The organism is Streptomyces sp. NPDC091387, assembly GCF_044756945.1.
Lineage (GTDB): Bacteria > Actinomycetota > Actinomycetes > Streptomycetales > Streptomycetaceae > Streptomyces.
This window is the reverse complement of the sequence record NZ_JBIVTZ010000001.1, coordinates 559,315-571,995: the sequence shown is the minus strand read 5'-3', so window position 1 is coordinate 571,995 and position 12,681 is coordinate 559,315. Positions and strand designations below refer to the sequence as shown.

Here is a 12,681-nt window from a genome sequence, read left to right as displayed (position 1 = left end):
TCAGAGGGGTGGCGAAGGGGGTCAGCGCGAGGTGTCGAACACTTCGTCGCGGGTGGTGGCGAGCGCGCTCTCCAGCGCGCCGCGCAGTACGGGCCGCTGGGTGACCTCACCGGCGATCAGCCGGGGCCGGGACGCCGCGAGCTCGGCGAGTTCGGCCGCCACCCGGCCGCGCAGCGGTTCCCCGCCGCGCGAGATCAGTTCTCCCGACAGCACGACGACCTCGGGGTCCAGAACGGCGAGCATGGAGGCGAGGCCGGTCGCCAGGCCGGTGGCGAACCGATCGAGCAGCCGGCCGTAGGGCCCGCCCTCGCCCCGCTCCACGGCCTCGGCCGCCCGGCCCACCAGAGCGGCGGCGATCTCGTGGTGGGTGCCGGAGCCGCGGACCGCCTCGTCGTCGATGCCCAGCTCACGGGCGAGCCTGGCGAGCACCTGGGCACCGGCCAGCTCCTGGAAGCCGCCCGAGTTGGCCTTGGTGACCTGCCGGACCAGCGGCGCGCCCGGCACCGGCAGGAACCCGACCTCGCCGGCGCCGCCGGTGAAGCCCCGGTGCAGCCGGCCGTTGATGACGAGGGCGGCGCCGAGGCCCTCCTCGTTCCACAGCAGGACGAAGTCGTCGTGCCCCCGGGCCGCGCCGAGCCGTTGTTCGGCCACCGCGACGAGGTTCACGTCGTTCTCGTACTCGACCGGCATCGGCAGGAAGGCGGCCAGCTCGTCCAGCAGGGTCGAGGAGTGCCAGCCGGGCAGGTGCGAGGCGTACCGCAGTCTGCCCGTGCCCGGGTCGAAGGCGCCCGGCGTGCCGATGACGAGCCGGTGCACGTCAGAGCGGGTCAGCCCGGCGTCCTTGACCGCCCCGTCCAGCGCGTCCGCCACCTGCCGCACCACGCTGTCGGCGCGCCGCCCCGGGGTCCGCAGCTCGAACTCCCCGACCGTCTCACCCGTCACATCGGCGACGGCGGCGACGATCCGCTGGGCGTTCACGTCGAGCCCCGCCACATGGGCGGCCGAGGCGTTGACGGCGTAGAGCTGTGCGTTGGGTCCCGGCCGCCCGGCCGCGGTTCCGGTGGCGACGACCAGACCGGCCGCCTCCAGCCGGGCCAGCAGCTGGGAGGCGGTGGGCTTCGAGAGGCCCGTCAGCTTCCCGATCCGGGTCCGCGAGAGGGGTCCGTGCTCCAGCAGCAGGTCGAGGGCGGCCCGGTCGTTCATGGCGCGCAGAACGCGGGGGGTACCCGGCGTGGTTCCGGCCATGATCACTGCACCTGCCCTCTGTTAGGAAAGTTTCCTATTCGGTGAGAGGACCGTAGGGCGCACGTCACCTGGGCGTCAATGGTCTGCACCGCTGTGGCAACCAAAGCGTTACCTGGGCGGGGGCCGGTGGTGCGGGCGGCGGCCCGGCGCCCCGCGGGTGCGCTGTCGGAGTGCATTCCCAACAGGGCGGCCGGTGAACCGAGTTGGCCCGGATCCATCGCAGGCGGGCCGGTCGGCCGGGAACGGGTGAGGGGCGCCCCGCAGACCTCGCGGGGCGCCCCTCACCCGTACGGCGTACGGTCGCTCGCTACTTGGATATGTTCGGCGGCGGGACGATCGGAGTCGCCGCCAGGGACTGGGGCGAGGTGGCCGAGGCGTACGCCGAGGGGGCGGCCATGGAGGCCGTAGGGTCCGCGGCCGAGGGCTCGTCGGGCGGAGCCGGGACGCCGCCGACGAGGCGGATGCCCGCCTCGTCGAAGGCGCGCTTGATCCGCCAGCGCAGCTCGCGCTCCACGCCCAGGGCCTTGCCCGGCATCGTCTTGGCGGTCACCCGGACGGTCATCGAGTCCAGCAGCACCATGTCCAGGCCCAGGATCTCCACCGGACCCCACAGGCGCTCGGTCCACGGGTCCTCCTTGGCCATCTGCTGGGCGGCCTCCGTGATGACCGTACCGACCTGTTCGAGGTCCTCCGTGGGGCGCACCTGCACATCGACGCCCGCGGTGGACCAGCCCTGGCTGAGGTTGCCGATCCGCTTCACCTCGCCGTTGCGGACGTACCAGATCGCGCCGTTGTCGCCGCGCAGCTTGGTGACCCGCAGACCGACCTCGATGACCTCGCCGCAGGCGACGCCCGCGTCGATGGTGTCGCCGACGCCGTACTGGTCCTCCAGGATCATGAAGACGCCGGAGAGGAAGTCGGTGACCAGATTGCGGGCACCGAAGCCGAGCGCCACCCCGGCGACCCCGGCGGAGGCCAGCAGCGGGGCCAGATTGATCTGGAACGCGCCCAGGATCATCAGGGCCGCGGTGCCGAGAATCAGGAACGAGGCCACCGAACGGAGCACCGAGCCGATCGCCTCCGATCGCTGGCGGCGGCGCTCCGCGTTGACCAGCAGACCGCCCAGCGCGGTGCCCTCCACCGCCTGCGCGCTGCGGTTCATGCGTTCGATGAGCTTGGTCAGGGCACGGCGGACCGCTGTGCGCAACACGATCGCGATGGCGGCGATGAGCACGATCCGCAGACCGGTGTTCAGCCAGGTGGACCAGTTCTGCTCCACCCAGCCCGCGGCGTTGCCTGCCTGCTTCGCGGCTTCGTCCAGCGAGCCACCGGGCTCGGGTGACTGGGCAGCTGCCAACAGGGCGGACAGGGACACGGTGAAACCTCCAGTTGGGCGAGCGCTGACCAACCACACTAACGGGGCATCCGGCGTGCTCCGTTGCCGTGATCACCGGGAGAGACGCGTCTCACCCGGGGATATGGAGCAGGTAAGGGACCAGGCCGGCAGCCCCGCGTGTGGCCGATCGCACATCGGGCGCGGGGCCACGGCGGCAGGGTCCCCGAAGGGCCTGTTCCGGCCCGTTCCCGTCGTACGGACGGCACGGGCCGGAGGAAAATCCTCCCGGCCCGTTACCCGGACGTGGTGGCGCTTCGACCAGGCCAGAGGGGAGACTGAAATCAGATCGTCCCGGCGCGAGCCACGCGCCGCCGGCGTACAAGGAGGCATCAACCGTGCCGCATGTCCTGGTTCTCAATGCGTCGTACGAGCCGCTCGGCGTCGTACCGCTCCGCCGCGCGCTCGTCCTCGTCCTGGAGAACAAGGCCATCTGCCTCGAGGAGTCCGGCGCCTTCATGCACAGTGCCACCCGTGCCGTCCCGGCCCCCAGCGTCGTCCGCCTGAAGCGGTTCGTGCGCGTTCCCTACCGGGGCCCCGTCCCGCTGACCCGCCGGGCGCTCTTCGCCAGGGACGGCGGTCGCTGCATGTACTGCGGCGCCGCCGCGACCAGCGTCGACCACGTCATTCCGCGCAGCCGCGGCGGACAGCACGCCTGGGAGAACGTGGTGGCGGCCTGCCGCCGCTGCAACCACGTCAAGGCCGACCGGCACCTGCCCGAGCTCGGCTGGCGGCTCCACCAGCCGCCCGCCCCGCCGACCGGACTCGCCTGGCGGATCATCGGCACGGGCCACCGCGACCCGCGCTGGCTGCCCTATCTGCAACCGTTCGGAGCGGACGACGCGATGGCCCGGATCGATGGCATCTCCGCCTGAGCCCCCGGCGCCTCGCCGTTCGGGAGGGCGCCTTCGCGCACCACCGCGCGGCCCTACGTGAAGCGCGGCTCCGCGGGGTGCGCCATGCGCTCCCTCATTTCTGGGGGCCTACGGAAGCGGCGCCTGGCCGGTGTCGCTACTCCGCCACGGCGTACGCCTGGACCGACCAGAGCGAGTAGCCGTACTCGGTGGCCCGCCCGTCGCCCTGGACCCTGATGAACCGGGTGTCCTTCGCGTCCATCCGGACCGACTCATGTCCGCCCCTGCCCTCCCGGACGGTGGCCGCCGTGCGCCAGGTGCGGCCGTCCGCGGAGACCTGTACGCGGTAGCGGGAGGCGTACGCGTCCTGCCAGTCCAGCACCACCTGCCCGAGCCGGACCGGGGCGGGCAGTTCGGCCTGCCACCAGGCGCCGTCCTCGGCCGGTGAGGACCAGCGGGTCTCCGGGTCGCCGTCCGACGCGGCGGACGCGGGGAAGTCCGCCGTCTCGTCGCCCGACGAGGACGCGGCGGCCGTGCGCAGCAGATCGGGGCCCGCGGTGCGCGGGAAGGCCCGGACGGTGAGGGTGGTCTCCTCCGCGCCGAAGGAGAACGGCACCTCGTACTCGCCCGCCGGGGTGTCCGCGGGGACGGTGATCTCCACGGGCACGTCGGTACGGGAGCCGCGCTGGACGGTCGTCTCCTTGGGCACCCGCACCTTGATGCCCTTGGGGGCCTTCGCGGTGAGCGCGCCCCGCACCTCGGCCGGACGGCCGGCGGAGAGCCGGGCCTCGACCCGCTGCGGCTCGCCGCCGATCTCGGCGTCCGTCTCCCCGTGCGCGAGGTCGAGCCGGGCGGCGGGCTCGTCGCCGAACCACGGCACCAGTGAGCGCACCCGGGGCGCCGTTCCGGCGGACGGGGCCGCGCCCGCGAGCGGCGGGATGATCAGGGGCGGCGCACCGGTGACCGACGGGACGGCGGTCGGCCAGCTGATCCGGACCGCGTCGGCCCGCAGGCCCCGCCCTCCCGTCTGGGTCCAGCCGCTCGCGGACAGGGCGCCGAGGCTGTGCCAGCCCTCACCGGGGACATGGGCCTGGACCGTCGCGTCCGCCGCGGTGGCGCCGTCGCCCGGGACGGCCGTCGCGGTGACGGCCTCCAGCGGACGCGCCCGGTTCAGCCGCACCGTGTAGCTGCCCTGCGCCTCGGTCACCGTGCCGTTGTCGCGGTCCGTCCCGGTCCAGGTGTCGGCCTCCTTGCGCGCCCGGTCCAGGAACGGGCCGAGCACCCCCTTGCCGACCGTCGCGCCGCCCGCCTTCACGGCCCTGCGCACCGGCTCCAGGGCCAGCGACGCCTGCCAGGCGGCCGACCCGTCGCCGCGCGCCTGGGCCTGGAGCAGATCGACGGCCAGCTCACCCGCCCTGCCGTACCGGGACAACTGCTCGGTCCACGGGCGCACTTCGTCGTCGAGCCGCCCGTCCGCCAGTCCGGCCAGCCGCTGCGGGGTCTCGCGCATCACGGTGAACGCGGACCGCAGCCGGTCCGCCGCCTTGTCGCGCGCCGCGGCGTCCGTCCCCGCCCGGGACTTCCAGAACGAGTCGAGCAGCGGCCGCAGATACGCCGATTCGGCACCGCCCAGCACGGAGGCCGCGCTGTTGCCGGCCAGGGCGCGCAGCGCGTCCCGGCTGCCGGTGTCCCCGTCCGCGAGGTCGTCGATGGCCGCCTGCCAGGACTCCTGCGGCCGGTACCCCTTCGGGTTCCAGGCGAAGTCGGCGGCGGTGAACAGCGGGATCCGGGAGGCGGACGGCTGCTCCATCGCGTTGGCCAGCAGCGCCGCGGAACCGATGGCGACCGCCGGATCGCGGCCGGTGTACGGACCGAGGAAGATCCGGTCCTGCGCGTAGTCGTTGACCGGGTAGTTGTCCATCGTGACCAGCGGATGGCGGAACGTGGCGCGCGCACCGGCCAGCTCGCCGCCGGTGATGGTCCTCGGCACGACCCCGACGCCGGTCCAGGCGACCTGCACCCGGTCGTCGAGCTCCTTGGCGAGCGCCGTGCGGTAGGCGGTCGCCCCGTCCTGGTAGAACTCCGTCGGCATCATCGACAGCGGCTGCGCGCCCGGGTGGCGGTCCGCGAGGTGCTGGGCCACGCTGCTCACGACGCGGGCCTGCGCCCTGGCCGCCGCCTCCGGACCGTCACCGAAGGTGCCGGCGTCGGCCGAGCAGTGCCATTCGCTGTAGCTGACGTCCTGGAACTGCACCTGGAAGACCCGCACCCCCAGCGCCCACATCGCGTCGATCTTCTTCGTCAGCGCCTTCACGTCGCGGTCGGAGGACAGGCACATCGACTGGCCGGGTGCCACGGCCCAGCCGAGCGTCACGTGCTCCGCGGCGGCCCGCTCGGCCAGCGCGCGGAAGTCGGCGCGGCGCTCCGCGGGGTACGGATCGCGCCAGCGGGTCGTCCGGTAGGGGTCGTCGCCCGCCGCGTACAGATACCGGTTCTGCTTGGTGCGTCCCATGAAGCCGAGCTGGGAGAGCCGTTCCTCCTGCGTCCAGGGCTGCCCGTAGAACCCCTCGGTCATCCCGCGCACGCCGCTGGACGGCCAGTCCCGGACGGTGACCCCGGCGACGCTGCCGCCGCGGATCAGCTGACGCAGGGTCTGCACCGCGTGGAACAGCCCGTCGTCGCCGAGGCCGTCCACGGCGACGGTGTCCCGGCCCGCGACCGGGCCGGCCGCGATCCGGTAGCCGCCGGCCGGGAGATCGTCACGGTCGGGGGCGCGCAGCGTGCGCAGCGCGTCCAGGGCCCCGTCGCCGCCGAGCCGGATGACGGGCCCGCGGCCGGGCAGGGCTTCGTGGACGGTCCGCACTCCCGCGGCGCGCAGGACCTCACGGAGCGCGGTGACGGCGTACGGGTCGGCCTGCGCGTCGACGAGGAGGGTGACCTCGCCGGAGAGGGGGACCGGGGCGCCGGACGCCTTGATGCTCTGTGGCCGGGGCCACACGGTGGGCAGTGCGCCGTCGTCCGTGCGGTCGGGGGTGCTGGCGGCCGGGTTACCGGGTACCTGAGGGGCGGCGAGGGCGGCCGGGGCTCCCGCGGAGAGCAGCCCGCCGAGCACGGCCACGGCGACCGCTGCCGCCTGCTTCCTGCGCCTGAGCTGCATGCCCGTACTCCCTCGCTCCCACCGGTGGGCTCCGAGCCCACCACCCGCGCGCGAGAGTGTCAATGCGCGTGGTCGTTGTGGTGTAAATGCCCGATGTGGCGGATGGGGTGGAACGGGTGCGACTGACGTCGCGTCACGCGAAAGATGACGCCGAATGGCCTAAAGCAGCGGACGTCTTACGGGGAACCGGCCCCCGGGGAACGGATTGTGACCCAGAGCACGTTGAACTCGTTGTCATAACGTCTACGTCTGCGGACGCGTCCGCTGGGTAGGCCTGCTGTGTCCTGCTCTCGACGGCCAGGAGGCCACCATGCCCGCTGCCGCGCAGCTCCTGCTCTCCGCCCTGACCAAACCGGTGCCGGGGCCCGCCCCGATGATCAGCGCGTGCCCCGCGACCGCCCCCGGCCCGCTCACCAGCGAGGCGCCGCTGGCCGACGCCATACCCCTCACCAGTGAGCCCCCGCTCGCTGACGCCACGCCACTGACCAGCGAGCCCCCGCTCGCCGTTCTCGCCCCGCTGACCAGCGAGCCGGCCACCTCCGGCAGCGCTTGGGGCATGGAGTCCCCAGGAGTCTGAATGGGCTTGTCCCGGCTCGCCGCACTGCACGGCGTCGCCACCTCCTACTCCCCGTCCGCCGACGCCACGGTGTCCGTCCCCGACGGCACGGTCGTCGCGGTGCTCGCCGCGCTCGGTGTCGACGCCGCCACGCCGGAGGCGGTACGGGAGGCGCTCGCCGCCGCCGAGTCCGCGGCCGGCTCCCGGCTGCTCCCGCCCACCGTGGTCGTGTGGACCGGGGAGCCACTGCCCGCGGCCCTGACCGCGCTGCCGCCCGGCACGGAGCTGACCGTCCGGCCCGAGGAGGCCGGTTCACCGCCGCCGCCGATGCGAACCCCCGACGGGGATACGGATCCAGCCGTTTCCCGCCCAGCGGGCGGCTCGGTAACGGATGCAGCACCCGGCCGCGTGCCCGGCTCGGCGCCCGGTGCGGTGGACCCCGCGCCCGTGCCCGGCTGGTGGGCCGAACCCCCGCTCGGCGTGCACCGGCTGACCGTCCGGGCACCGGAGCGGCCGGCCGAGTCCTGCACGCTCGTCGTCGCCCCGGCCCGCGTCCCGCAGCCGCCTGCCCGCAGCCACGGCTTCCTCGTGCAGCTCTACTCGCTGCTCTCCGCCCGCTCCTGGGGCATGGGCGACCTCGGTGACCTCGCCGATCTCGCCTCCTGGTCCGGGCGGTGCCTCGGCGCCGGCTTCGTCCAGGTCAACCCGCTGCACGCGGCGGTCCTGGGCAGCCCCACCGACCCGTCGCCCTACCGTCCGTCCTCACGGCGCTTCCCCGACCCCGTGCACCTGCGCGTCGAGTCCGTCCCCGAGTACGGGCACGCGCCCGAGCGGACCGCACTCGACGACCTGCGCCGCAGGGCCGGAGAGCTCAGCGACGGAGTCCTGAACAAGGGCGCCCTCATCGACCGCGACGCCGTCTGGGAGCTCAAGCGGCAGGCCCTCGCCCTCCTCGTCGACGTCCCCCTCACGCCCGGCCGCCGCGCCGCCTACTGCGACTTCCTCGCGGAACAGGGACAGGCCCTGGAGGACCACGCCCTGTGGTGCGCCCTCGCGGAGGTGCACGGCTCCGACTGGCACACCTGGCCGGCGGGACTGCGCGACCCCCGCTCCCGGGAGACCGCCCGCGCCCGCGGCGAGCTGCTCGACCGGGTCGACTTCCACTGCCGGCTCGCCTGGCTGACCGACACTCAGCTCGCCGACGCCCAGCGGGCCGCCCGGGACGCCGGGATGGCCGTCGGGATCGTCCACGACCTCGCCGTCGGCGTGCACCCCGGCGGCGCCGACACCTGGGCCCAGCAGGACGCCTTCGCGCACGGCATGTCCGTCGGCGCGCCCCCGGACGCCTTCAACGCACGCGGCCAGGACTGGGGGCTGCCGCCCTGGCGCCCCGACGCCCTCGCCGCTTCCGGCTACGCCCCGTTCCGCGGTCTGCTGCGCGGGATCCTCGGCCGGGCCGGTGCCCTGCGCATCGACCACGTCATGGGCCTCTTCCGGCTCTGGTGGGTGCCGCAGGGGCGCCCGCCCACCGAGGGCACCTACGTCAGCCAGGACGCGGAGGCGATGCTCGCCGTCCTCGTCCTGGAGGCCCACCGCGCGGGCGCCGTCGTCATGGGAGAGGACCTCGGCACCGTCGAACCCGGCGTCCGCGAGGCACTCGCCCGCCGCGGCGTCCTCGGCACCTCCGTGCTCTGGTTCGAGCGGGACTGGTCGGGCACCGGCCGTCCGCTGGCCCCCGAGAAGTGGCGCGAGGACTGCCTGGCGACCGCCACCACCCACGATCTGCCCTCCACCGCGGCCCGGCTGACCGGCGACCATGTGACGCTGCGCCACCGCCTCGGCCTGCTGACCCGCCCGCTCGACCAGGAGCGCACCGAGGACGGCGCCGACACCGCGGAGTGGCTCGGCCTGCTCTCCCGGCTCGGCCTGCTCCCGGAGGGCGGCGGTGACGAGGAGGCGGCCGTCCGCGCCGTCCACCGCTTCCTGCTGCGCACCCCCGCCCGGATGGCCGGGGTCTGGCTGCCCGACACGATCGGCGACCGCCGCCCGCAGAACCTGCCGGGCACCTGGGAACCTGGGACGAGTACCCCAACTGGCGGCTGCCCATCGCCGACGCGGAGGGCCACCCGGTCACCCTGGAGGAGCTTGCCGCCTCACCTCGGCTGCACAGGCTGATGGAGGTCCTCCACCCCCGCCAGGAGCCCCCGGGGGCCCGTACGGCACCCCCGGGCGCGCGGCCCTCGTAGCCGTTCGCTACGTTTGCACCGTGGACAAGAAGAACGCTATGCGCGCCGGCGCGGTCGCCGCCGGAACGACGCTGATGATGCTGCTCATGACGTCCCCCGCGCTCGCGCTCACCCGCGACGACGGCGACGACCCCGGTCCGGGCCTGAGCGTGATCGACACGATCGGCCTGTTCGTCGTGGCCCCCCTGGTGCTGTTCGGGGTCATCGCCGGCCTGGTCATGGTCCTCGACAAGTCCAAGAAGCAGGCCTGACACCCGGCTGCGCGGCGCACAGGGCCGCGCAGCTCCCAGTCCGTCCCAGGGCGTCCCGATGTGCGCGAGTACATCGGGACGCCCTGTCTGCGTCGGTGCGTCGGCCCCCCCACCCATCGTTGACTTCTGCTTCAGGAAATCATCAGAAGTATTCGATGGACCTGAACGCTCTCCCGGCGTGACGCGACGGGTCCCCGGCGCCGCACTTCGCGCCCGGACGGCGGCTAATGTGCGGACATGACCGAGTGGGACATCAAGAAGCTCCGGATCCTGCGGGTGCTGAGCGAGCGCGGGACCGTCACGGCGACGGCCGAGGCGCTGCTGATGACCCCCTCCGCGGTGTCCCAGCAGCTGTCGAACCTGGGCCGGCAGCTCGGTGTGCCGCTGCTGGAGGCGCAGGGCAGGCGGGTCCGGCTCACCGACGCCGCCCACCTCGTACTCCGCCACGCGGAAGTGGTCTTCGCCCAGCTCGAACGCGCCGAGGCCGAGTTGACCGGCTATCTGCGCGGTGAGGCGGGGGAGGTGCGGGTCGGGGCGTTCTCGACCGCCGTGCCCGCCCTCGTCGTACCGGCGGTCCAACTGCTGCGCGCCGACGGCCGGCCGGGGCCCGAGGTGCGGGTGCGGGAGGCGGAGGCCGCGGAGGCGTACGAACTCCTCGCGGCCGGTGACGTCGACCTCGCGCTCTCGCTCGCCGCGCACGCCCCGACGGTGCGCGACACCCGGTTCGCCCTGCGGCCGCTGCTCGCCGACCCGCTCGACGTCGCCCTCCCCGTCGGGCACCGGCTCGCCGGCGCCCCCGGGCTCCGGCTGGCCGACCTCGCCGCGGAGCCCTGGATCTTCGGCGGTTCCGGACCGTGGTCGGAGATCACCACCGCCGCCTGCGAGGCCGCCGGGTTCGTCCCCGAGCAGGCCCACAGCGCCTCCGGATGGACCGCGATCCTGGCCATGGTGGAGGCCGGCATGGGCGTCGCGCTGATCCCCCGGATGGCGTCGGCGGAACGCCGCGAGGGTGTGGTCCTGCGGGTTCTCGACGCCGACCTGCCCCGGCGCCATGTCGTGGCGGCGGTGCGGCAGGGGGCCGAGGCGGGCCCGGCGGTGGCCCGGGTGCTGGCCGCGCTCAAGGAGGTCAGCGCCGTACGCGAGAAATCGTTCAGCTGAGCTGAACGAAATGTGCGAAAACTTTCGATGGACCTGATGGATGAGTCTGTACGACAGTGGGGCACATGACCTTCGACGCGAGCGAGACCCCCGCCCTGGACAACGACCCCCATGCCTACGACCCCCATGCCAACGACGCGGCCCCGTACGGCGGCGGCGACCCGTACGCCGACTACCGCACCACAGAGCTCCCCTTCACCGAACTGGTCGACCTCGCCGACCGGCGCCTCGGCGCGGGCGTGATCGCCGCCAACGACGAGTTCTTCGCCCAGCGCGAGAACCTCCTGCTCAGGGAGCGCGCGGTCTTCGACCCCGAGCACTTCGGCCACAAGGGCAAGATCATGGACGGCTGGGAGACCCGCCGCCGCCGCGGCGCGGACGCCGCCCATCCCTTCCCGGCCCCCGACGAGCACGACTGGGCGCTGATCCGCCTCGGTGCCCCCGGCATCATCCGCGGCCTCGTCGTCGACACCGCCCACTTCCGCGGCAACTACCCGCAGCGCGTCTCGGTCCAGGCCACCTCGGTCCAGGGCTCACCCGGCCCCGAGGCGCTCCTCGCCGACGACGTCACGTGGGACGAGATCGTCCCGCCGACCCCCGTACGCGGCCACGCCGCCAACGGCTTCGAGATCACCTGCGGCCGCCGCTACACCCACCTCCGCCTCTGCCAGCACCCCGACGGTGGCATCGCCCGCCTCCGCGTGCACGGCGAGGTCGTCCCGGACCCGTCCTGGCTCGCGGCACTCGGCACCTTCGACCTGATCTCGGTCCTGAACGGCGGCAGCTACGAGGACGCCTCCGACCGCTTCTACTCCTCGCCGACCCAGATCATCCTGCCCGGCACCTCCCGCAAGATGGACGACGGCTGGGAGAACCGCCGCCGCCGGGTCCGTGACACCAACGACTGGGTGCGCTTCCGGCTGCCCGCCCAGGGCGCGGTCCGCGCCATCGAGATCGACACGGCCTACCTCAAGGGGAACGCGGCCGGCTGGATCGCCCTCCAGGGCCGCGACGGCGAGACGGGCGAGTGGTTCGAGATCATCCCCCGCACCCGGCTCCAGCCCGACACCCTGCACCGCTTCCCGCTCCGCGCCCAGGCGGTGGTCACCCACGTCCGCCTCGACGCCTTCCCCGACGGCGGTGTGGCGCGGATGCGCCTGCACGGCTCGCTGACGGAGTCCGGCACGGCCGAACTGGCGGCCCGCTACGAGGCGTCGGGCGTCTAGCTCCGCCCGGCACCCCCGGGGACGGCCTCGGAGGACGGACTGGTCTGCCCACGATCGGTCCCGTTGCTTCGCTCCCGTGGGGATGGCAGATGGCAGAGCTCGTACTGTGCGCCGGACTGGATCCGGACGATCCGGACTCCGTGACGCCCGTTGTGATCGTCGCCGAGGGAAGGGCCGAGGAGGAGGACGCCGTCGCGCGGCTCGGACTGAACGGGTACGAGGGCGACGGCTGCCTCTACTTCGTACAGACGGACGGCTGGGCCGAGCGCCGGCTGGAGGGCGGGCTGCTGACCGTGGACATCGTCGCGTACCCCGTCGTGCTGAAGGGGCTGGACGCTGCCGCGGACCGGTTCCCCGAACGGTCGGCGGCCGACCCGGAGGCGCTGCGGCTCCTGCGCGTGAGCGCACAGGTCAGCCCCGGTACGTACGCACGGGCCACGGACATCACCGCCGTACTGACGGCACCCGCCGGGATACCGGCCGAACAGGCCGTGGCGGAAGCCCGGTCGGGCGGGAGCCTGCCGCTCATCCTGGCGCCGCGGCCGGAGTGACCCGGCACCCGGCCTGCACCGGGGCCCGAACGCGAAGGGGCGCC

The 12,681-nt window shown here is 73.9% G+C and carries 9 protein-coding genes and 1 pseudogene; 7 read left to right on the top strand and 3 right to left on the bottom strand.

All coding sequences use genetic code 11. The annotated features are described in order from the left end of the window. Positions 1 to 21 precede the first annotated feature (21 nt). Together ACIQM0_RS02750 and ACIQM0_RS02745 are read right to left on the bottom strand one after the other, a co-directional pair. Complete coding sequence (locus ACIQM0_RS02750; RefSeq protein ID WP_401282813.1) at positions 22 to 1,245, bottom strand: ROK family protein; 1,224 nt, start codon at positions 1,243 to 1,245, stop codon at positions 22 to 24. Between the two features lie 307 nt (positions 1,246 to 1,552). Next, a complete protein-coding gene (locus ACIQM0_RS02745; protein ID WP_401282810.1) occupies positions 1,553 to 2,620 on the bottom strand; it encodes a mechanosensitive ion channel family protein in 1,068 nt (355 codons plus the stop codon). 356 nt (positions 2,621 to 2,976) lie between these two features. Between ACIQM0_RS02745 and ACIQM0_RS02740 the strand changes: the two genes are divergently transcribed. Continuing rightward, complete coding sequence (locus ACIQM0_RS02740) at positions 2,977 to 3,513, top strand: HNH endonuclease (RefSeq protein ID WP_123471109.1); 537 nt, start codon at positions 2,977 to 2,979, stop codon at positions 3,511 to 3,513. Positions 3,514 to 3,649: 136 nt separating this feature from the next. Here ACIQM0_RS02740 and ACIQM0_RS02735 read toward each other — a convergent pair whose 3' ends face one another. Beyond that, positions 3,650 to 6,649 carry a beta-N-acetylglucosaminidase domain-containing protein gene (locus tag ACIQM0_RS02735; protein WP_401282806.1) on the bottom strand — a complete coding sequence of 1,000 codons (3,000 nt, stop codon included), beginning with the start codon at positions 6,647 to 6,649 and terminating at the stop codon, positions 3,650 to 3,652. Between the two features lie 310 nt (positions 6,650 to 6,959). On the opposite strand from ACIQM0_RS02735, the gene ACIQM0_RS02730 reads away from it, so the two are divergent. The 6 genes and pseudogenes from ACIQM0_RS02730 to ACIQM0_RS02705 all read left to right on the top strand — a co-directional run bounded on the left by ACIQM0_RS02730 (position 6,960) and on the right by ACIQM0_RS02705 (position 12,637). Further along, a complete protein-coding gene (locus tag ACIQM0_RS02730; RefSeq protein ID WP_401282803.1) occupies positions 6,960 to 7,226 on the top strand; it encodes a hypothetical protein in 267 nt (88 codons plus the stop codon). Further along, a pseudogene (malQ, locus tag ACIQM0_RS02725) lies at positions 7,227 to 9,451 on the top strand (4-alpha-glucanotransferase). It begins immediately after the preceding gene. A 38-nt stretch (positions 9,452 to 9,489) separates the two neighbouring features. Beyond that, a complete protein-coding gene (locus ACIQM0_RS02720) occupies positions 9,490 to 9,702 on the top strand; it encodes a hypothetical protein (protein WP_363029758.1) in 213 nt (70 codons plus the stop codon). 237 nt (positions 9,703 to 9,939) lie between these two features. Then, on the top strand, positions 9,940 to 10,860 hold the full coding sequence (locus ACIQM0_RS02715; RefSeq protein WP_401282800.1) for a LysR substrate-binding domain-containing protein: 921 nt from the start codon (positions 9,940 to 9,942) through the stop codon (positions 10,858 to 10,860). A 65-nt stretch (positions 10,861 to 10,925) separates the two neighbouring features. Further along, on the top strand, positions 10,926 to 12,086 hold the full coding sequence (gene alc, locus ACIQM0_RS02710) for an allantoicase (RefSeq protein ID WP_401282797.1): 1,161 nt from the start codon (positions 10,926 to 10,928) through the stop codon (positions 12,084 to 12,086). Positions 12,087 to 12,175: 89 nt separating this feature from the next. Next, on the top strand, positions 12,176 to 12,637 hold the full coding sequence (locus ACIQM0_RS02705) for a hypothetical protein (protein ID WP_401282794.1): 462 nt from the start codon (positions 12,176 to 12,178) through the stop codon (positions 12,635 to 12,637). Positions 12,638 to 12,681 lie beyond the last annotated feature (44 nt).

Excerpts from the sequence above, each read along its gene's own strand:
- ACIQM0_RS02735 (WP_401282806.1), bottom strand. The coding sequence starts at position 6,649 with ATGCAGCTCAGGCGCAGGAAGCAGGCGGCAGCGGTCGCCGTGGCCGTG.
- ACIQM0_RS02705 (WP_401282794.1), top strand. The coding sequence starts at position 12,176 with ATGGCAGAGCTCGTACTGTGCGCCGGACTGGATCCGGACGATCCGGAC.
- ACIQM0_RS02715 (WP_401282800.1), top strand. The coding sequence starts at position 9,940 with ATGACCGAGTGGGACATCAAGAAGCTCCGGATCCTGCGGGTGCTGAGC.
- ACIQM0_RS02730 (WP_401282803.1), top strand. The coding sequence starts at position 6,960 with ATGCCCGCTGCCGCGCAGCTCCTGCTCTCCGCCCTGACCAAACCGGTG.
- alc (WP_401282797.1), top strand. The coding sequence starts at position 10,926 with ATGACCTTCGACGCGAGCGAGACCCCCGCCCTGGACAACGACCCCCAT.
- ACIQM0_RS02750 (WP_401282813.1), bottom strand. The coding sequence starts at position 1,245 with ATGGCCGGAACCACGCCGGGTACCCCCCGCGTTCTGCGCGCCATGAAC.
- ACIQM0_RS02720 (WP_363029758.1), top strand. The coding sequence starts at position 9,490 with ATGCGCGCCGGCGCGGTCGCCGCCGGAACGACGCTGATGATGCTGCTC.